Annotated in this window: 19 protein-coding genes; 3 read left to right on the top strand and 16 right to left on the bottom strand. The window is 70.7% G+C overall.

Annotated elements, in window-relative coordinates:
• Positions 1-7 precede the first annotated feature (7 nt).
• The 14 genes from prfA to QSV35_RS14055 all read right to left on the bottom strand — a co-directional run bounded on the left by prfA (position 8) and on the right by QSV35_RS14055 (position 16,154).
• On the bottom strand, positions 8-1,087 hold the full coding sequence (gene prfA, locus QSV35_RS14120; RefSeq protein ID WP_286289421.1) for a peptide chain release factor 1: 1,080 nt from the start codon (positions 1,085-1,087) through the stop codon (positions 8-10).
• A gap of 32 nt (positions 1,088-1,119) precedes the next feature.
• A complete protein-coding gene (gene rho, locus QSV35_RS14115) occupies positions 1,120-3,255 on the bottom strand; it encodes a transcription termination factor Rho (RefSeq protein WP_286289420.1) in 2,136 nt (711 codons plus the stop codon).
• Positions 3,256-3,394: 139 nt separating this feature from the next.
• The gene (gene thrB, locus QSV35_RS14110; RefSeq protein WP_286289419.1) at positions 3,395-4,333 is read right to left on the bottom strand and encodes a homoserine kinase; all 939 of its coding nucleotides are present in this window, start codon (positions 4,331-4,333) and stop codon (positions 3,395-3,397) included.
• Positions 4,330-5,415, bottom strand: a complete 1,086-nt coding sequence (gene thrC / locus QSV35_RS14105; protein WP_286289418.1) for a threonine synthase — start codon at positions 5,413-5,415, stop codon at positions 4,330-4,332. The genes thrB and thrC overlap by 4 nt, the downstream gene beginning before the upstream one ends.
• Position 5,416: 1 nt before the next feature.
• A complete protein-coding gene (locus QSV35_RS14100) occupies positions 5,417-6,736 on the bottom strand; it encodes a homoserine dehydrogenase (protein ID WP_286289417.1) in 1,320 nt (439 codons plus the stop codon).
• On the bottom strand, positions 6,733-8,163 hold the full coding sequence (gene lysA, locus QSV35_RS14095; protein WP_419956845.1) for a diaminopimelate decarboxylase: 1,431 nt from the start codon (positions 8,161-8,163) through the stop codon (positions 6,733-6,735). The genes QSV35_RS14100 and lysA overlap by 4 nt, the downstream gene beginning before the upstream one ends.
• 124 nt (positions 8,164-8,287) lie before the next feature.
• On the bottom strand, positions 8,288-9,037 hold the full coding sequence (locus QSV35_RS14090) for an LmeA family phospholipid-binding protein (protein ID WP_286289416.1): 750 nt from the start codon (positions 9,035-9,037) through the stop codon (positions 8,288-8,290).
• Complete coding sequence (locus tag QSV35_RS14085; RefSeq protein WP_286289415.1) at positions 9,034-10,122, bottom strand: LmeA family phospholipid-binding protein; 1,089 nt, start codon at positions 10,120-10,122, stop codon at positions 9,034-9,036. Before QSV35_RS14085 ends, QSV35_RS14090 begins: the two co-directional genes overlap by 4 nt.
• 122 nt (positions 10,123-10,244) lie before the next feature.
• Positions 10,245-11,909 (bottom strand): arginine--tRNA ligase, encoded by a 1,665-nt coding sequence (argS, locus tag QSV35_RS14080; RefSeq protein ID WP_286289414.1) that lies wholly within the window; start codon positions 11,907-11,909, stop codon positions 10,245-10,247.
• Positions 11,910-11,935: 26 nt separating this feature from the next.
• Positions 11,936-12,724, bottom strand: a complete 789-nt coding sequence (locus tag QSV35_RS14075) for a transglutaminase-like domain-containing protein (RefSeq protein ID WP_286289412.1) — start codon at positions 12,722-12,724, stop codon at positions 11,936-11,938.
• Positions 12,725-12,848: 124 nt separating this feature from the next.
• Positions 12,849-14,414: an ABC1 kinase family protein gene (locus tag QSV35_RS14070; protein ID WP_286289557.1), complete on the bottom strand. Its 1,566-nt coding sequence runs from the start codon at positions 14,412-14,414 to the stop codon at positions 12,849-12,851.
• A 56-nt stretch (positions 14,415-14,470) separates the two neighbouring features.
• Entirely contained in the window at positions 14,471-15,043 is a 573-nt protein-coding gene (locus tag QSV35_RS14065; RefSeq protein ID WP_286289411.1) for a PadR family transcriptional regulator, read from the bottom strand.
• 57 nt (positions 15,044-15,100) lie between these two features.
• Positions 15,101-15,463, bottom strand: a complete 363-nt coding sequence (locus QSV35_RS14060) for a DUF2200 domain-containing protein (protein WP_286289410.1) — start codon at positions 15,461-15,463, stop codon at positions 15,101-15,103.
• Positions 15,464-15,473: 10 nt separating this feature from the next.
• Positions 15,474-16,154: a DUF899 family protein gene (locus QSV35_RS14055; RefSeq protein WP_419956844.1), complete on the bottom strand. Its 681-nt coding sequence runs from the start codon at positions 16,152-16,154 to the stop codon at positions 15,474-15,476.
• A 72-nt stretch (positions 16,155-16,226) separates the two neighbouring features.
• Here QSV35_RS14055 and QSV35_RS14050 point away from each other — a divergent pair, with 72 nt between their 5' ends.
• Positions 16,227-16,832 carry a TetR/AcrR family transcriptional regulator gene (locus QSV35_RS14050; protein ID WP_286289408.1) on the top strand — a complete coding sequence of 202 codons (606 nt, stop codon included), beginning with the start codon at positions 16,227-16,229 and terminating at the stop codon, positions 16,830-16,832.
• A 4-nt stretch (positions 16,833-16,836) separates the two neighbouring features.
• Here QSV35_RS14050 and QSV35_RS14045 read toward each other — a convergent pair whose 3' ends face one another.
• Together QSV35_RS14045 and QSV35_RS14040 are read right to left on the bottom strand one after the other, a co-directional pair.
• Positions 16,837-18,111: an ATP-binding protein gene (locus tag QSV35_RS14045; RefSeq protein WP_286289407.1), complete on the bottom strand. Its 1,275-nt coding sequence runs from the start codon at positions 18,109-18,111 to the stop codon at positions 16,837-16,839.
• Positions 18,112-18,130: 19 nt separating this feature from the next.
• A complete protein-coding gene (locus QSV35_RS14040) occupies positions 18,131-18,313 on the bottom strand; it encodes a hypothetical protein (protein WP_286289406.1) in 183 nt (60 codons plus the stop codon).
• Positions 18,314-18,368: 55 nt separating this feature from the next.
• Here QSV35_RS14040 and QSV35_RS14035 point away from each other — a divergent pair, with 55 nt between their 5' ends.
• Positions 18,369-19,184 (top strand): SDR family NAD(P)-dependent oxidoreductase, encoded by an 816-nt coding sequence (locus tag QSV35_RS14035; RefSeq protein WP_286289405.1) that lies wholly within the window; start codon positions 18,369-18,371, stop codon positions 19,182-19,184.
• Positions 19,181-19,567, top strand: coding sequence for a DUF302 domain-containing protein (locus tag QSV35_RS14030; protein ID WP_286289404.1), 387 nt, complete (start codon positions 19,181-19,183; stop codon positions 19,565-19,567). Before QSV35_RS14035 ends, QSV35_RS14030 begins: the two co-directional genes overlap by 4 nt.
• The last annotated feature ends 86 nt before the right edge of the window (positions 19,568-19,653 follow it).

The raw sequence follows: 19,653 nt of genomic DNA, 5'->3' as shown, positions 1-19,653 counted from the left end.
GTGCGGGTCAGGAATCTGCGCCGAGGGCGGCGAGCCGCTCCTCCTCGTCGGCGCGGATCGCCGAATCGATGACGGGCTCGAGGGCGCCGTCCATCACCTGGTCGAGGTTGTAGGCCTTGTACCCGGTGCGGTGGTCGGCGATCCGGTTCTCCGGGAAGTTGTACGTGCGGATGCGCTCGGACCGGTCCATGCCCCGGATCTGCGACTTGCGCGCGTCGGAGGCCGCTGCATCCAGCTCTTCCTGCTGCCGCGCCAGCAGACGCGCGCGGAGGACGCGCATGCCCGCCTCGCGGTTCTGCAGCTGCGACTTCTCGTTCTGCATCGACACGACGATGCCGGTCGGGAGGTGCGTGATGCGCACCGCGGAGTCGGTCGTGTTGACCGACTGCCCGCCCGGGCCCGACGAGCGGAAGACGTCGATCTTCAGGTCGTTCGGATTGATCTCGATCTCGTCGGGCTCATCGACCTCGGGGAAGACGAGGACGCCCGTCGTCGAGGTGTGGATGCGGCCCTGCGACTCCGTCGCCGGAACCCGCTGGACGCGGTGCACGCCGCCCTCGTACTTGAGGTGCGCCCACACGCCCTGCGCGGGGTCGGAGCCGGAGCCCTTGATGGCCACCTGGACGTCCTTGTAGCCGCCGAGGTCGGACTCGTTGCGCTCGAGGATCTCGGTCTTCCAGCCCTTCGAGGCCGCGTACTGCAGATACATCCGCAGGAGGTCGGCGGCGAACAGCGCGCTCTCCGCTCCGCCCTCGCCCTGCTTGATCTCCATGATCACGTCGCGGGCGTCGTCGGGGTCGCGCGGGATGAGCAGCCGCCGCAGGCGCTCCTGCGCCTGGGCGAGCTGCTCCTCCAGCACGGGGACCTCCGCGGCGAACGCGTCGTCCTCACGGGCGAGCTCGCGCGCCGCGTCGAGGTCGTCGGAGGCCGCGAGCCACGCCTCGTGGGCGTGCACGATCTTCGACAGCTCGGCGTACCGACGGTTCACGCGCTTCGCACGTGCCGCGTCGGCGTGCACGGCCGGGTCGGAGAGCTCCTCCTGGACGGCCTTGTGCTCGTCGATCAGCGACTGGACGGACTCGAACACGACGACCCTTCGACAGGCTCAGGGACCGAGGATCAGCGGATGCTGTTGTCGTGCGCGTGGCTGTGCCCGCCGGCATGGCTCTCGCGCACAGGCGTCGGGATCGACTTCTGCATCTGCACGAGGAACTCGACGTTGGACTGCGTCTCCTTGAGCTTGCCGAGGACGACCTCGAGGGCCTGCTGCGGGTCGAGGCCGGCGAGGGCGCGACGCAGCTTCCACGTGATCTTGACCTCGTCGGGGCTGAGGAGCATCTCCTCGCGCCGCGTGCTCGACGCGTTGACGTCGACGGCCGGGAAGATGCGCTTGTCCGCGAGCTGACGCGACAGGCGCAGTTCGCTGTTGCCGGTGCCCTTGAACTCCTCGAAGATGACGTCGTCCATCTTGGAGCCGGTCTCGACGAGCGCGGTGGCGAGGATCGTGAGCGATCCGCCGTTCTCGATGTTGCGCGCCGCGCCGAAGAAGCGCTTGGGCGGGTAGAGGGCGGATGCATCCACCCCACCGGTCAGCACGCGACCCGACGTCGGTGCCGAGATGTTGTAGGCCCGGCCGAGGCGCGTGATCGAGTCGAGCAGCACGACGACGTCGCGGCCGAGCTCCACGAGGCGCTTCGCGCGCTCGATGGCGAGCTCGGCGACGGTGGTGTGGTCCTCCGCGGGGCGGTCGAACGTCGAGGCGATGACCTCGCCGCGGACGCTCCGCTGCATGTCGGTGACCTCTTCGGGGCGCTCGTCGACGAGAACGACCATGAGGTGGACCTCGGGGTTGTTCTTCGCGATGGCGTCGGCGATCTGCTGCAGGACGATCGTCTTGCCGGCCTTCGGGGGCGCGACGATGAGGCCGCGCTGGCCCTTCCCGATCGGAGCGACCAGGTCGATGATGCGCTGCGTCAGCTTCTCCGGCGCGGTCTCCAGGCGCAGGCGCTCCTGCGGGTAGAGCGGCGTCAGCTTGCCGAACTCGACACGGGTCGCCGCGTCGTCGACCGACAGGCCGTTGACGGCGTCGACCTTGACCAGCGCGTTGTACTTCTGCCGACCGGACTGCTCACCCTCGCGCGGCTGCTTGATGGCGCCGACGACGGCGTCGCCCTTGCGCAGGTTGTACTTCTTCACCTGGCCGAGGCTGACGTACACGTCGCTCGGGCCGGGCAGGTAGCCGGAGGTGCGGACGAACGCGTAGTTGTCGAGCACGTCGAGGATGCCGGCGATCGGGATGAGGACGTCGTCCTCGCCGATCTCCGTCTCGAACTCGTCGGACGGGCCGCCGGTCTGACCACGGCGCTTGTTGCGCTGGCGGTTGCGGCTGTTCGCCTGCTGAGCGTTCTGGCCCTGGTTGTTCTGGTTCTGCGGGCCGTTCTGGTTCTGCTGGGCCTGCGGCTGCGCCTCGGCCTCCGCCTTGTCAGAGCCCTCGGCGGATGCCTCACCCTGCTCCTGCGCCTGCTGGCCGCGGCCGCGCGAACGGCTGCGGCTGCGCGAACGGCTGCGCGACGGGGTCTCGGCGGCGGCCTCGTCGGCCGGCGCCTCGGTCGCCTCGGCCTGCTGGGCGGACTCGTCGGCCGGCGCCTCCACGGACTCGGCGCTCGTCTCGGCGATCTCAGCGGCCGTCTCGGCGGCGACCTCGGCCGGGGCAGCCTCCGCGGGGGTGTCGGCAGGCGCCTCTGCGGCGACCTCCGCGGCCGGCTCGGCGGGCACGTCGGTGCTCTTCGCCCGGCGCGGGGCGCGCTTGCGCGGAGCCTTCACCGGCTTCTCGACCGGCGCCTCTTCGACGGCGACCTCGACGGGCGCCTCGGTGACGACCTCAGCGGCGGGCTCGGCGACGACTGCGGCCTCGCCGGCGGCGACCTCGAACACGGCCTCCTCGGCGGCCTCGGCCACCGCTTCGGCGATGACGGCCTCCTCGGCGAGCTCTTCGGCGACGAACTCCGCCTCTGCCGCGGCGACGAGGTCGCCCTCGGCCACGAGCTCTTCGGCAGCGGCCTCGGCCACGACGGCCTCCACGGCCAGCTCCTCCGCGGCGGTCTCGGCGGTCACCGCGACGGCGGCGATCTCCTCGGCGTCCGGCTGGATGTCTTCGGCGATCTCTGTCGCCTCGACGGTCTCGCCCTCGACGGCCGCTTCGGCGCGGTCGGCGGCGGGCACGCCGTCGTTGTGGATCTCGGAGATGGACTCCACGAGTTCTCCCTATGTGAAACGAATGGAAACTGCACGATCGTGCGGAGCGCCGCGGAAAACGGCATGCGCAAACTGGCCTCGGGGCCCGGGCGCGGGGTTATGCAACGATTCGCAGAACTGCGTCGGAGGGCAGATTCACCTAGTCGGTGGCATCCTCCGCGTGCACCCTCACTGTACCACCCTTGAAGTCGACGGCCAGCATCAAGGGGGTCCACGGGGTGTCGACGACGGATGCGGCGACATCCGCCGCCGCGAGTCGCTGACCCGGCCCGTCGGCGAGGACGAGCACGCTCGGACCCGCCCCGGAGACCACGGCGGCGAACCCCGCGTCGCGGAGCGCCCGGACGAGGCGGTCGGTCTCCGGCATCGCCGCGGCGCGGTAGCTCTGGTGGAGCCTGTCCTCCGTGGCAGCCAGCAGCAGGTCGGGGCTCTGGGTGAGAGCGGCGATCAGCAGCGCGGAGCGCGAGACGTTGAACACCGCGTCCTCGCGCGTGACGTGCTCGGGCGACAGGCTTCGCGCGACCTCGGTCGACATCGTGAAGCTCGGGACGAATACGAGCGGCGAGACGCCGCGGTGCACGAGCAGCTTCTTGTGCTGCGGACCGAACTGGTCGACCCACGCGATCGTGAGGCCGCCGAACAGCGCCGGGGCGACGTTGTCGGGGTGGCCCTCGATCTCGGTCGCGAGGCGCAGGAGGGTGTCCGGGCCGAGCTCGACGTCGCCCTCGAGCAGGCCCTTGGCGGCGAGGAGCCCCGACACGACGGCGGCACCGGACGAGCCGAGACCGCGGCCGTGCGGGATCACGTTGACCGCGCGCAGATGGAGCCCCGGCATCCGTCGGCCTGCCGCTTCGTAGGCGTAGGCGATCGAGCGGACGACCAGGTGGGAGGCGTCGAGCGGGACAGAGTCGGCGCCCTCCCCCTCCGTCTCGATGACGAGCTCGCCCTCCGGCAGCGCCGTGACGGTGAGCTCGTCGTACACGCTCAGGGCGAGCCCGAGCGTGTCGAAGCCGGGGCCGAGGTTCGCGCTCGTCGCGGGGACGCGCACGACCACCCGGCGCCCGGCGGCGGGTGTCACGCGAGCGCTCCGGGCACGAGTCCGAGGACGGATGCGACCTCGCCGGTCGAGGCGTCGACGACCGTCGGCTCCGCCTGCGTGCCGTCGGTCTGGCGCAGGCCCCAATGCGGGTCCTTGAGACCGTGGCCCGTGACCGTCAGCACCACGCGGGCGCCGGCGGGGATGACGCCCGCCTCGGCGCGGTCGAGGAGACCGGCGACGCTCGCAGCGGAGCCCGGCTCGACGAAGATGCCGACCTCGGCGGCAAGGATCTTCTGCGCGGTGAGGATCTTGTCGTCCTCCACGGCGCCGAACCAGCCGTCGGTCGCGTCCCGCGCCTCGAGGGCGAGGTGCCACGACGCAGGGTTGCCGATGCGGATCGCGGTCGCGATCGTCTCCGGGTTCTTCACGATCTCGCCGCGGACGAGCGGGGCGGAGCCTGCGGCCTGGAAGCCGAACATGCGGGGCACCCGCGTCGAGATGCCGCGTTCGGCCTCCTCGCGGTAGCCGCGCGTGTACGCCGTGTAGTTGCCGGCATTGCCGACCGGGATGAAGTGGAAGTCCGGCGCGTCGCCGAGCTGCTCGACGATCTCGTACGCCGCGGTCTTCTGGCCCTCGATGCGGTCGGGATTGACCGAGTTCACGAGGTGCACCGGGTAGCTCTCGGCGAGCTCGCGCGCGATCTCGAGGCACTCGTCGAAGTTGCCGCGGATCTGGATGAGACGCCCGTCGTGCGCGACGGCCTGGCTGAGCTTGCCCATCGCGATCTTGCCCTCGGGCACGAGGACGGCCGCGGTGATGCCGGCGTGGGCCGCGTACGCGGCGGCCGAGGCCGACGTGTTGCCCGTGGAAGCGCAGATGACGGCCTTCGCGCCGTGGTCGATCGCGCGGGAGAGTGCGACCGTCATTCCGCGGTCCTTGAAGGACCCGGTGGGGTTCATGCCCTCGAACTTCACCCACACGTCCGCACCCGTGCGGCGCGAGAGCGCCGGGGCCGGCAGGAGCGGCGTGCCGCCCTCGCCGAGGGTGACGACCGTGGAGGTCTCGGTGACCCCGAGACGATCCGCGTACTCGCGGAGGACTCCGCGCCAGACATGTGCCATGTCAGTCTCCTTCCACGCGCATGACCGAGACCACGCGCTCGACGACGTCGCTCTCTGCGAGCCGGTCGACGGTCTCGCTGAGGTCCTGCTCCAGGGCTTTGTGGGTGCCGATGACGAGGCGCGCACGGGCGCCGTCGCCGGGGGCGAGGGTCTGCTCGAGGGTCGCGATCGACACGCGCCCTTCGGACAGGATGCCGGCGACCGCCGCCAGCACGCCCGGGAGGTCGTCGACCTCCAGCGTGATCTGGTAGCTCGTGACGACACGGCCGATCGGGAGGACGGGGAGGTTGGCCCTCGTCGACTCCCCCACGCCGACGCCGCCGGCGATGTGGCGGCGCGCGGCCGAGACGACGTCGCCGAGGACGGCGGATGCCGTCTGGACGCCGCCGGCGCCCGCGCCGTAGAACATGAGATCGCCGGCGGCCTCGGCCTGCACGAACACGGCATTGTTGACGCCGCGGACGTTGGCCATCGGATGCGTGCGCGCGATGAGCGCCGGGTACACGCGGACCGAGATGGCCTCGCCCGACGCGCTGACGTCGCTCGCACCGCTGAGGCGCTCGCACACCGCGAGGAGCTTGATGACGTAGCCGGCGTGACGGGCTGCATCCATCATCGCCCTGTCGATGCCGAGGATCCCCTCGCGGTGGACCGCCTCGAGCGGCACCGCGGTGTGGAACGCGAGGCTCGCCAGCAGCGCGGCCTTCTGCGCGGCGTCGTAGCCCTCGACGTCCGCGGTGGGGTCCGCCTCCGCGTAGCCGAGGCGCTGCGCTTCGGCGAGGACGTCCGCGAGCTCGGCGCCCTCGGTGTCCATGCGGTCGAGGATGTAGTTCGTCGTGCCGTTGACGATGCCGATGATGCGCTGCACGCGGTCGCCGGCGAGCGAGTCGCGCAGCGGCCGGATGATCGGGATGGCGGCGGCGGCAGCGGCCTCGTAGTAGACCTGTGCGCCCACCTGGTCGGCGGCGTCGAAGATCTCCGTGCCGTGGGTCGCCAGCAGCGCCTTGTTGGCCGTCACGATGTCGGCGCCCGAGTTGATCGCCTGCAGGATCCGGGTGCGCGCGGGCTCGATGCCGCCCTGCAGCTCGATCACGATGTCGGAGCCCACGATGAGCGACTCGGCATCGGTCGTGAACAGCTCGCGCGGAAGGTCGACGTCACGCTGCGCGTCGACGTCGCGCACGGCGATGCCGGCGAGCTCGAGACGCGCGCCGGCGCGGTCGGCCAGCTCGTCCTCATGGCGCAGCAGGAGCGCGGCCACCTGGGATCCGACCGCGCCGGCTCCCAGGAGCGCGACGCGCAGGCGACGGTAATCGGTCACTTCTCACCTTCCGTTGCGGCGACGACGCCGAGGTCGCGGGCGAGCAGGTCGGCGACCGTCTCCCCGCGGACGATGACCCGCGCCTCGCCGCCGCGCACGGCGACGACGGGAGGACGGGGCGTGTAGTTGTAGTTGCTCGCGAGCGAGAAGCAGTAGGCGCCAGTGGCGGGGACGGCGAGGAGGTCGCCCGGGGCGACATCGCCGGGGAGATACTCGGCATCCACCACGATGTCGCCTGACTCGCAGTGACGACCCACCACGCGCACGAGGGCGGGAGCCGCATCGCTCGTGCGCGATGCGAGCCGGGCGGAGTACTGCGCACCGTAGAGGGCGGGGCGGGCGTTGTCGCTCATGCCGCCGTCGACGCTCACGTACAGGCGCGTGACGTCGTCGGAGACGACGACGGGCTTGACCGTGCCCACCTCGTAGAGCGTCACCCCGGCCTGGCCGACGATCGCACGACCCGGCTCGAACGCGAGGTTCGGCACCGGGATGCCGCGCACTTCGCACTCGCGGGCGACCGCGTCGACGATGCCGTCGGCGAGCTGCTCGATCGGCTCGGGGTCGTCGACCGACGTGTACGCGATGCCGAAGCCGCCGCCGAGGTTCAGGACCGGGACGTCTCCGCCCTCGAGGAGCGCGGCGTGCACCTCGACGAGGCGCGACGCGGACTCGGTGAAGCCCGACGAGCCGAAGATCTGCGAGCCGATATGGCAGTGGAGACCCATGAAGACGAGGCCCGGGATCTCACGGATGCGGGCGACCGCGTCAGGCGCGTCGACGAGCGACAGTCCGAACTTCTGATCTTCATGGGCGGTCGCCAGGAAGTCGTGGGTCTCCGCGTGGACGCCGCTGCGCACCCGCAGAAGCACGGGCTGCACAGCTCCCCGGCGCTCGACGATCGCGGCAAGCCGCTCGAGCTCGATGAGGCTGTCGATGACGATCGAGCCGATGCCGACCTCGACGGCGCGCTCGAGCTCGGCGACGCTCTTGTTGTTGCCGTGGAAGCCCATGTGGAACGGGTCGGCGCCGGCGGCGAGAGCCACCTCGAACTCTCCCCCGCTGCACACGTCGACGGCCAGACCCTCGTCGGTGACCCAGCGCACGACCTCCGTCGACAGGAACGCCTTGCCCGCGTAGTAGACGCGCGCTTTGGCCCCGCGGCGCGCGACCGCCGCGCGGAACGCGTCACGGGTGCGGGCGGCGTGCGCGCGCACCTCGGCCTCATCCAGGACGTAGAGCGGCGTGCCGAAGCGCTCGCGCAGCTCGGAGGTCGCGACCCCGCCGATGTACAGCTCCCCTTCGTCGTCGCGGGCGGCGGATGCCGGCCAGACGACGGGTGCGAGACCGTTCGCGTCGGGGCTTCCATCGGCGGACTGCGGCACGGCGAGCCAGGTCGGAACCAGCGGACGGTGGGACGCGGTCACGGGTGAAGGGCCAATCGATGAAGTGTCTCAGCGAGGTCCTGCGCGGCGCGTGTGTGAGCGCCGGGCGAGGCCGCTCGCGCTCCGGGGGTTCTTGAAAGTCTAGGGCACGCCCGGCGGTGCCCCGTCAGGCGCAGGTCCCCTTCTCCTGGAGCGACTTGTCGTGCGCGATCGCACCGTCGATCGCGAAATGCGTCACCAGCTCGTTCCCCGTCACGGCGACGTCGGTGAGCGTCACGCCGGCGGGCAGGTACTGCGCGATGCAGACCGGCCAGTCGCGCACGACGGCGGATGCCGCATCCCCGAATCTGCTCTTCACATCGGCGGCGGACAGCTGCGCTCCGGCGACCTTCACGTAGTCGGGGGTGAGGATGAGCTTCCCGTCCTGCGCGCTCGGTGTCAGGCCCACGGCCACCGGAACGGAGAGCCCGAGGAGGTTCAGTGTCTTCGACATCGTGACGTCGGGTTCGGCGAGCCCGACGGTGTCGGCCGGGAAGCCCTTCACCGTCGAGAGGAGCCGCTGCAGCTCGGCCTCGTCGATCGTGACGGTGGCGGTCGCGCTCTCGATGTCGCCGCTGCCACGCGTCGGGACGCCGGTCGCGTGCACGCTCACGTCGCCGGTGAACTCCCCGACCGTGACGTTCTGCGACGACACCGTGATGTCATCGATCGTCCCTCCGATCAGCTGCGGGAGCACCGCCCCGGAGACCGCCACATCGATCTGCTGGTCGGCGGGCAGCGCCAGGGTCTCGATGACCTGCTCGCGAACGGTCGACGTCACGATCTGCGAGGCGACCCACTCCCCCGCGAACCATGCGCCGACGGCGAGTACGACGACGCCCCCGACGCTCGCGATCCAGATCCAGGGCTTCTTCATCCGCAGGTGCCTTTCGCTTGCAGGGCGGGATCGGTCGCGATGCCGGGATCGACGGAGAAGTCCGCGACGACGGTCTGCTGCGACAGGTGGATGCCGCTGAGGGTGAGACCCTTCGGGAAGGCCGATGCGACGCACACCGTGCGCGGCGCGAGCATGCCTGCGGCGAGCCCCCCGAAGCGCTGGCGGATCGTGTCGGCCGACATCTCGAACTTCCCGACCTGGAACGCCGACGGGGTGAGTACGAGCTCGCCGTTCGCCACCGAGGGCGTGAATGTCACGACGACCGTCACCTTGCTGAGGAACTGCGCCGGATTGAGCGTGACCGTGAGGTTGGAACCCGAGACCTTCAGCGAGCCCGGGACGGTGTCGCCCAGCGACCCGGCGAGCGTCGTGACGGCGTCAGGCGACATCGAGACGGATGCGGTGGCGCTCGAGGGCTGCCCTCCGCCGGTCGGGACGCCCGTGGCGTGGAGGGTCACGGTGCCGCTGGCGCCGCCAATCGGAATGTTGGGCGCTGCGACGTCGAGGGTCGTGAGGGTGCCGGCGATGACCTGTGGCAGCACGGGGTCGGTGAGGCCCACCTTGACGGTCTGCGGATCGGAGATGCCGAGCGCCTTGGCGGTCTGCTGCTGGACCGCAGACGTCACCGCCTTCTCGGCCCACGCCTCGCCCGCGAACCACCCGATCGTGCCGGCGATGCCGAGGACCACGACGACTGCGAGCGTCCAGATGAGGGCCGCACGACCACGGCGACGGGCCTTCGGCGGCTTCGGGGGCGCGCCGGCCGTCGGGACGTAGGTCTCCGGCGGGGACGGGGGCGCGCCGACGACGGGAAGCGGGAGGGTCGTCGCCTCCGGCTCGGCGGCGGATTCCGCAGGCCCGGATGCCGCGTCCCCCGTTGCCGGCCCTGCTTCCGCCGGCACGATCGGCTGGCGCGCCGTCGCATCGTGTCCGGCCCACGCAGGAGCGCCGGCGCCGGCATCACGCGTCGGAGAGGCGCTTTCCGCGCCGCCCGTGGATGCCGCATCCGTCCCGATCCGCTCGATGGGGATCGTCGGGTGATCCGCATCGACGGGTTCGGGCACGTCCGCCGCATCCCCCGGACCGGCCGGAATGGGCGGGCGCGGAGGCAGAGGCGGACGCGGAGGGATGACGAATCCCGCGGATCCGTCAGCGGGCGGTCGCTCGTCGCGCTCGTCCATGGCCGTCACATGCGCTCGGGGGCGCTCACTCCGAGAAGGCCGAGGCCGTTGCGCAGCACCTGGCCGGTGGCGTCGTTGAGCCACAGGCGCGTGCGGTGCACGGGCTCCACGGGAGCGTCGCCGAGGGGGATCACGCGGCGGTTGTCGTACCAGCGGTGGTAGAGCCCGGCGAGCTCCTCGAGGTAGCGCGCGACGCGGTGCGGCTCGCGAACCTCGGCCGCATACGCGACGATGCGGGGGAACTCGTTGAGGGCGCCGAGGAGCGCCGACTCGGTCTCGTGGTCCAGCAGCTCGGGGGCGAACTCCGAGCGGTCGACACCGGATGCGGCCGCGTTGCGTCCGACGTTGTGGGTCCGCGCGTGGGCGTACTGCACGTAGAAGACGGGGTTGTCGTTCGTGCGGCGCTGCAGCACGTCGAGGTCGACGTCGAGGTTCGAGTCCGTCGAGCTGCGCGTGAGCGCGTAGCGCGCCGCATCCACCCCGACGATCTCGACGAGGTCCTCGAGGGTGACGACGGTGCCCGCGCGCTTCGACATGCGCATCGGCTGGCCGTCCTTGACGAGGTTCACCATCTGGCCGATGAGGACCTGCAGATTGACGGTCGGCTCGTCGCCGAACGCGGCGCACATCGCCATCAGACGCCGGACGTAGCCGTGGTGGTCGGCGCCCAGCATGATGATGCAGCGGTTGAAGCCGCGCTCGCGTTTGTTCAGGTAGTACGCGAGGTCGCCGGAGAAGTACGCGGCCTGCCCGTCGGACTTAATGATGACGCGGTCCTTGTCATCCCCGAGCTCCGTCGAGCGCAACCACGTGGCGCCGTCCAGCTCGAAGATGTGGCCGAGCTCGCGCAGGCGCGCCACAGCACGCTCGACGGCGCCCGAGTCGTGCAGCTCGTTCTCATGGAAGTACACGTCGAAGTCGACGCCGAACTCGTGGAGGCTCTGCTTGATCTCGGCGAACATGAAGCCGACGCCGAGCTCGCGGAAGGCCTCCTGCTGCGCGGCGGGGTCGAGCGTGTCGATGTCGCCCGGATACGCCAGGGCGACGCGGCGCGCGATGTCGCCGATGTAGGCGCCGCCGTAGCCGTCCTCCGGGGTCGGCTCGCCGCGGTGCGCGGCGACCAGGCTCCGGGCGAAGCGATCGATCTGCACGCCGTGGTCGTTGAAGTAGTACTCCTTCGTGACCTGGGCGCCCTGGGACATGAGGATGCGGGCGATCGCGTCGCCGACGGCCGCCCAGCGTGTGCCGCCGAGGTGGATCGGGCCGGTCGGGTTCGCCGAGACGAACTCCAGGTTGATGACCTCGTCGGCGCGGCTGTCGTTCGTGCCGAAGGCGGTGCCGGCATCCACGATCTGCTTCGCGAGCGAGCCCGCGGCCGCGGCATCCAGCCGGATGTTGATGAAGCCGGGTCCGGCGACCTCGACGCCCGCGACTCCGGGGGTCTCGACGAGCGCCGCCGCGATCTCGCCCGCGAACTCGCGCGGGTTCGCGCCGACGACCTTGGCGAGCTTCAGGGCGGCGTTGGAGGCCCAGTCGCCGTGCTCACGGTTCTTGGGACGCTCGAGCGGCAGGTCGGCGGCCGTGAGGCCCTCGCTGGAACCGGGGCGTCGCGCCTCCGCGAGCGGGGCGATGACGGCGAGGAGTGCGGCGGAGAGCTGTTCGGGTCCCATAGGCGGTCCAGTCTACGGCGCAGGCTTCAGGCGATCTGGATGAGCGCCGAGTGATCGTCGTGATCCAGCGGCGCATCGGTCTGCGCATCGACGCGCAGGCGCTTCAGCGACACCGCCCCGCCGTGGTAGCTCAGCCACGCGCAGGCCGCCGCATCCACCCCTGTCGCGATGCGGACGAGACCGTGACGGTTCGCGAGCCGCGTCGCGTCCACGACGTGCCAGGCGCCGTCCACCCACGCCTCGGCGACGGCGTGGAAGTCCATCGGGACGAGCCCGGGCGCGTAGCACGCGGCGTAGCGGGCGGGGACGTCCATCGCGCGCAGGAGGGCGACGACCGAGTGCGCGTAGTCGCGGCACACGCCCTGGCCCTTCGGCAGGATCGTGACGGCGCTGTCGGTGCCGGAGGAGGCGCCACGCGTGTAGGCCAGCGTGTCGGCGACGTAGTCCGTGACGGCGATCACGAGCTCGGCGCCGGACAGGCCGCGGAACTCGCGGCGCGCCTGCGGGAACAGGATGTCGGACTCGCTGTATCGGCTCGGGCGGAGATACGGGATGAGCTCGAGCTCGGGCGTCCGGGTCGGGGCGTCCTGCGTCTCGACGACAGCCCGGTAGCGGACTTCGAGAGGGCCTTCCAAGCTCCGGATGCGGTGGAACCGGGTGCCGTCGGCGGCGACGAGTTCGACGGGCTCGATGTCCTGGCTGAAGGTCAGGGATTCGCTTTCGAGAGGCACATCCGCGCGGGTCGCGATCTGGAAGATCAGGTCGACGGATGCGGCCGTCTCGAGATCGATTTCGGCGGAGACGACGCGGGGCACCGAAGCATCCTACGTGGCTTGCGGAGGACGCGCTCGCCTCGCCCCTTTGACGCCGACTTGCGGCGAATGGCGGGTATCGACTCGGCGATTCCCGCCATTCGCCGCAAGTCGATACCTCGGGACGCTACCGCCTTCCGCCGCCGAAGAGGGCGAGCACGAGCGGGATCACCGACACGGACATGAGGACGATCCCGAAAGTCGACGGGAGCAGCACGGCCCCGGCGACGAGGAGACCCGCGAAGACGACGGCCCAGAGGATGCGGCGCCCCATCCGTTCGAGCCGCGCGAGGCGCTTGTCGACCGCGGGCACCGAGACGGAGACCCGTCCCTCCTCGAGCCGCGAGATCGCGCCGTCGAGGCGCTTGGGCAGGCGCACCAGCATCCCGGCTTCGCCGACGAGGTCACCGATCGCACGGCTCCCCTCCGTCGCGAGGAGTCGCGAGGCGAAGGGCTCGACCGCATCCCAGATGTTGAAGTCGGGGTCGAGCGTGCTGCACACGCCCGAGGTCAGCGACATCGCACGGATGACGAGGAGGAAGTTCTCCGGCAGCTGGAACGGCAGCGCCCGCACCACTTCGCCGAACTCGCGCCCGAAGTCGCGGAACTCGCGCTCGTCGACCTCCCGCAACTGCGCGAAGCCCATCCCGCCGAAGCGCGAGAAGAGCTCCGTCACGGCGCGTTCGAGCTCGGTGGTGTCGGCGGACGGCAGGAGGACGCCGACCTCCCGGATGCTGTCCACGAGACCGCGCCCGTCGCGCGACGCGATCGCGACGAGGAGTCGCCGCAGGCCCGTGCGCAGGTCGTCGGGAACGGCCCCCATCATCCCGAAGTCGATGAAGTCGAGCCGGAACCCGCCGTCCGTGAGCGGCATCACGAAGATGTTGCCCGGATGCGGATCGGCGTGGAAGAAGCCGTTGTCGAACAGCTGCTCGAACATCACCTGCGCGAAGGTCTGCGCGACCGCTTTCGGGTCCACCCCCGCAGCCTTCAGCGCCCCGACGTCGCTGATCTTGATCGCGGTCACGTCCGACAGCGTCAGGACGCGGCGTGTCGTGCGCTCCCACGCGATCTGCGGCACGCCCACGCGGGCGTCTCCGGCGAAGTCGTCCGCGAAGCACTCCGCGTTGGCCGCCTCCTTCAGATAGTCGATCTCGTCGAGGCTCGTGGCGGCGAACTCCTCGACGAGCGAGGGCAGATCGACATGGTCGGCGACGACGCGCACGCGGCTGAGCCATCCCGCCACGCGGCGCAGCGCGGACAGGTCGATCTCGACGATGTCCGAGATGCCCGGACGCTGCACCTTGACGATCACCTCGTCGAAGCCCGCATCCAGCGTCATCAGGCGCGCGCGGTGCGCCTGACCGAGGGATGCGGCCGCGACCGCCTCCTCGTCGAAATAGGCGAAGATGTCCACGAGCGGCACGCCGAGCTCGGCCTCCGCGAGCGCGCGGATCTCGGCGAACGGGACGGCCGGGACCTCGTCCTGGAGCCCGGCGAGCTCGTCGGTGATCGCGGGCGGCAGCACGTCGAGGCGCGACGACAGGAACTGCCCCACCTTGATCATGAGCCCGCCGAGCGCGACCGCCAGCACGTGGAAGCGCTGCGCGATGCGCGTCAGCCGGGCCGTGCGGGTCTTCTTCGCATGCTCCGCGAACCCGATCCGCGGCAGCACGAGCTCGTACCACCACATCTCCACGATGTAGCGGGCCGCGAACCGCAGGATGCGCCGATAGCGCGCGCCCCCGGTCACCCCTGCGCGAGGATGCTGTAGAGCCTGCGGCGGGCCTCTTCCAGGACCGCCACGGCCTCCGCCACCTGCTCGGGCGAACCGGTGCGCCCGACCTGGGCGGCGGCCTGCGCGAGCTCGATGCCGGCCTTCGGCAGCGCGCCCATTCCGGACGACCGCTGCGCTTCCCACGGGGCTGCGCGGCCCGCGGCCTCTTCGGCCGCATCCCGCCCGGCATCCGTCAGCGCGTACGTCTTGCGCCCGTCCGCTTCGGTGGCCTCGATGAGCCCCTCGTCGGCGAGGAGCTGGAGCGTCGGGTAGACGGAGCCCGCGCTCGGCTTCCACGATCCGCCGCTGCGCTGCTCGATCTCGGAGATGATCTGGTACCCGTGCATGGGCTGCTCGGCGAGCAGCGAGAGCACCGCCGTGCGCACGTCACCGCGAGCCATGCGGGGCGTCGACGTGCGCTGCTCGAACATCGAGCGCAGCTGGTCGAGGAACTCCCACGGGTTCGGACCGCCCGGTCCGCCCGATCCGGAGCCGAAGTTGGAGCCGAACCCACGGCCGAAGCCGGAGTCGAAGGAACCGTTCATGAGGACCTCCTCGGGCGAGCCTCCCGTGAGGCCCAGCGATATATAACGATATATCGTTCAGGCCTTCTCGGGAAGGGGTCTGCGCAGCACCTTCTCCATCGCCTTGCCCTTGGCGAGCTCGTCGACGAGCTTGTCGAGGTAGCGGATCTTCTGCATGAGCGGATCCTCGATCTCCTGCACCTTCACGCCGCACACGACACCCGTGATGAGCGAGGCGTTCGGGTTGAGGGAGGCATCCGCGAAGAACTCCTCGAACGTCGACTCCTCGTCGAGCTCGCGCCGCAGCGCCGGCTCGTCGAAGCCGGTCAGCCACTCGATCGCCTCGTCGAGCTCTGCCTGCGTGCGGCCCTTGCGCTCGAGCTTCGCGACATACAGCGGATAGACCGACGCGACGGTCGTGGTGAAGATCCGGTGCTCCATGCCCTCCAGGCTATTTCGCGCCGTAGCGTTCCGCGATGGTCTTCGACGACGGCCAGCGGCTGTATGCGTCGTCCTGCGGCCAGCCCTCCGGGACGTCCTGCCAGGCCTCTTGACGGCCCCACGGAAGGATGTCCATGAGACCGAACGAGAACTGCAGCTGCTCCGCCCCGCGGCCGGTCGTGTGCCATGTGCGATAGACGTCGTCGCCGTCGCGGAGGAACACGTTGTACGCGAATCCGCCGTCCTTCGGCGCATCCACATCGGCCCCGAAGTCGCTGCCCGCGGTGGAGTACCACTCCATGCGGTTGCCGACCTTCTCCTTGTAGGCGAGCGCGGCGCCGATCTCCCCCTGCGTCACGATCACGAAGCGCGCGTCGTACGGCTCGAGGAATTCGAGCCGCGTGTACAGCGCCGTGGAGCCGGTGCACCCCTGGCACTGCCACTCGGCGCCGTCGTGCCACATGTGGTGATAGGTGATGAGCTGCGACTTCCCGTCGAACAGGTCGACGAGGCTGACCGGACCGTCCTTGCTCATGAGGACGTATTCCGGCATCTTCACCATCGGCAGCCGTCGGCGCTGTGCGGCGATCGCGTCGAGCTCGCGCGTCGCGGCCTTCTCACGCACGCGAAGCTCATCGAGCTGCTGCTTCCACGAGTCGCGATCGACGACGGGCGGGAGTGCGGTGGTCATCATCTTCTCCTTCGATCCGCGGTAATGTGAACAGCGTACACATCGGCTCCGACACGCAACAGGGGGCTCTGGATGCCGCAGCCGGCCGTCGCCCGGGCGACCTATCACCACGGCAACCTGCGCGAGGCGCTCATCGACGCCGGGCTTGCACTCACCCGCGCCGGCGGCGCGTCCGCGCTCGTGCTGCGCGATGTCGCCCGAGTCGCGGGCGTCTCACCCAGTGCGACCTACCGGCACTTCGCGGATCGCGAGTCGCTCCTCGTCGCCGTCGCGACCCGTATCCAAGAGCACATGGCCGAACGCATGGTGGCGGAGCGTACGGATGCGGCACTCCCCCCGGCGCGTGACCGCCTGCGCGCCGTGGGCCTCGGCTATATCGGCTTCGCGCTGGCCGAGCCGGGATGGTTCGACGTCGCGTTCTCCGAGATCCCCGTGCGAGGCGACGGCGAGCTTCCAGCTCCGCTCGCCTCGCTCGTGGAGGCCCTCGACGGGCTGGTCGCCGACGGTGCGCTGGCCGCGTCCGCACGCGCCGGAGCGGAGTGGCCGTGCTGGTCGGCGGTGCACGGCTTCGCGCTGCTCGCCCTCCGCGGCCCGCTCCGCGGCACGCCCTCCACCGCCGTGCGAGCCGCCGCCGAACGCACCGTGGACGCCATCATCGGCGGGCTCCTGGCCGGCTGACCCGTCAGAGGCGTGCGATGGTCTCGATGTCGGCGCGGAACTCGTCGATCTCCTCGGGCGACACCGTCGCCCTCGTGCTGCCGAGCGCCCGTTCGTAGTCCGCTGTCGTGAGGGCGGATTCCTCCTCGCCCGGACGAAGGGCTCGGGCCAGAGCCTCCTGAGAAGCGCGCCGCGCCGCATACTCGATGTCGGCGGGGGTCAGCCCCTCGCTGTCGGCGACGAGCCTGTCGACGTCGATGCCGGTCGCCGATTCGGGCGGGATGTAGCGCCCCCAGATCGCGCGTCGGGCATCCGTGTCGGGGAGCCCGATCGGGATCACGTAGTCGAAGCGGCCGTGGCGGAGGAACGCCGCATCCAACGCCCTGACGAAGTTCGTGGCGCAGATGAGGAGCCGCCCCTCGCGGTCGCGGAAGTCCGCCACGAGTTTCAGCAGCTCGTTGGTGACCCCCTGCATCGGCGACGGGGGGATGCCCCCGCGCCGGGATGCGATCTCCTCCACCTCGTCGATGAACACGACGGCGTGCTCGAGCTCGTCGATCTTCTCGAACGACGCGCGCAGCGCGCCCGCGAGCCCCGCTCCCCCGTCGGCGAGGCGCGAAGGGAAGAGCTCGACGAACGGCCAGCCCAGGCGGGATGCGACCGCTCGCGCGAACGTGGTCTTCCCCGTGCCGGGCGGGCCGAACAGCATCACCGCGCGCGGCGGCACGACGCCGAACCGCTCGGCGAGCTCGGGATGGGCGAGCGGCGTGACGAGGCGCTCCTCGAGGAGCGCCTTCTCGTGCGCCATCCCAGCGACCCGCTCCCACAGGTGCCGCGGCAGGATGCGGCCGCCGAGCTCCTTCAGTGCGTCGATCTCCCGCCGCTGCGCCGGCATCGCACGCTCGAGGTACCGCACGGACCGATGGACCTCGAACGAGTTCGCCGTGAACGCCTCGAGACCTTCGGCCTCGGGGATCAGCACCGACAGCTTCGCGAGTCCGAGCGGCGCCATCCGGCGTTCGAGTTCGTGGAGGAGCCCCGCGCTGACGTCCGCGGGCGAGGCCGCGTCGGCGACGCCGAAGAAGACGATCCACCCCTGCGCATGCGCCGCGCGGCCGACCGCCGCGCCGACGAGGAGGTCGCCCTGCACGGCGACGACGGCGTAGTCCTCCTGGCAGGAGGCGATCACCTCGGCGAGCGAGTAGATGGGCCACGCGCTGTCCTGCGCGACCTGGCCCCACAGGCGCACGATCTGATCGAGGTCATCTCCGTGGAAGTCACGGATGTAGGTCCTGGTCATCGGTGCGCCCGTCTCCTCGTCACGGTTCCTCTTCGGCCTCGAGCAGGTGGTCCGGGTCCACCGACGAATCGTCGGTCTCGGAGTCCTCGACCGCTTGCGAGGCCTGCGCTTCGGCGAGGGCCTCCGCCTCGGCGTCGACCTTCTCCTCATGGTGCTTCCTGCCGAACATGATGACCCCATTCTCGACGCCGTCGATCCGCATCCGCCCTCACGTTACGCCCGGTGTGCCGCGCCCAGGACAGCACTAACGTGGGCGCATGACAGACGTCGCGCTGGTCACCGGAACCTCGTCCGGTATGGGGATGCACACCGCTGTGGAGCTCGCGGCCCGAGGGCTGAGAGTAGTCGCGACGATGCGCGACACGACGCGGTCGGAACGCCTGACGCAGGCGGCCGCCGAGCGCGGAGTGGAAGTCGAGGTGCACGCCCTCGACGTCACGGATCATGCCGCCGCGGCGGGTCTCGTCGACCAGGTCGGACCCGTCGACATCCTGGTCAACAATGCAGGTCAGGGGTCGGTGTCCACGGCGGAGCAGCTGACGATGGCGCAGATCCAGGCGCAGCTCGACATCAACTACCTCGCCCCGGTGAACCTCGCGAAGCTCGTGCTGCCGGGCATGCGCGAACGCGGGCGCGGCAGCATCCTGACCGTGACGAGCGTCGGCGGGACCGTCGGCCAGCCGTTCGCTGATGCCTACTGCGGGGCGAAGTTCGCCGTCGAGGGGTTCATGCAGTCGCTCGCGGTCGTCGCCGAGCGATTCGGCGTGCACGTGCGCGTGGTCGAGCCTGCAGCGGTGTCGAGCGAGTTCGTCGCCAACGTCGTCCGACCGACGGAGCCCGGCCCGTACGACGAGCTTCTGAACGCGTACGCCGCACGGACGGCCGGAGCCTTCGCAAACGCACAGACGCCGCAGGCCGCCGCCGTCGCGATCGCGGATGCCGCCTTGTCATCCGAGAGCCGGTTCCGATGGCAGACCTCGGACGGCGCCACCGCGTTCGTCGGCGTCTCCCTCGCCGACCTCGACGGAGAGCGCGTGCTCGGCTTCACCCGGCCCTGGATCGCATCATCATGATGATCACCACGGATGCCGCGGGGACGGTCGACGAGGTCGTCCAGCGGCTGACCCGCGAGCTGGATGCCCGCGGCATCCGGATCTTCGCGACCATCGACCATGCGGCCGGCGCCCGTGAGGCGGGCCTGGAGCTCGCCGACGAAGTCGTCCTGATCTTCGGCAGCCCAGCCGTGGGCACGGCCCTCATGCAGTATGACGCGGCCGCCGGCCTGGACCTCCCTCTGCGGATGCTCGTGTGGGAAGACGGCGTCCGTACGCGCGTCGGCTACCACGACCCGCATGAACTCGCGGGCTCCTACCGTCTTGCGGCAGCGTCGGGCGTGCTCGACAAGCTCGCCGTGCTGCTGAAGTCGCTCGCCGCTTCGGTCGCACGGGACGGCTGACGGAGCTCCCGCTCCTCCGTCACCCCCGGGTGCTTGCCTGCTCAGCGCGGACACCCGGTCTCCGAGGTCGGCGCGAATCTGTCAGT

This window comes from Microbacterium candidum, assembly GCF_030315975.1.
Classification (GTDB): Bacteria; Actinomycetota; Actinomycetes; order Actinomycetales; family Microbacteriaceae; genus Microbacterium; species Microbacterium candidum.
The sequence above is the reverse complement of the archived record's forward strand: the minus strand, read 5'-3'. Positions and strand labels throughout refer to the sequence as shown.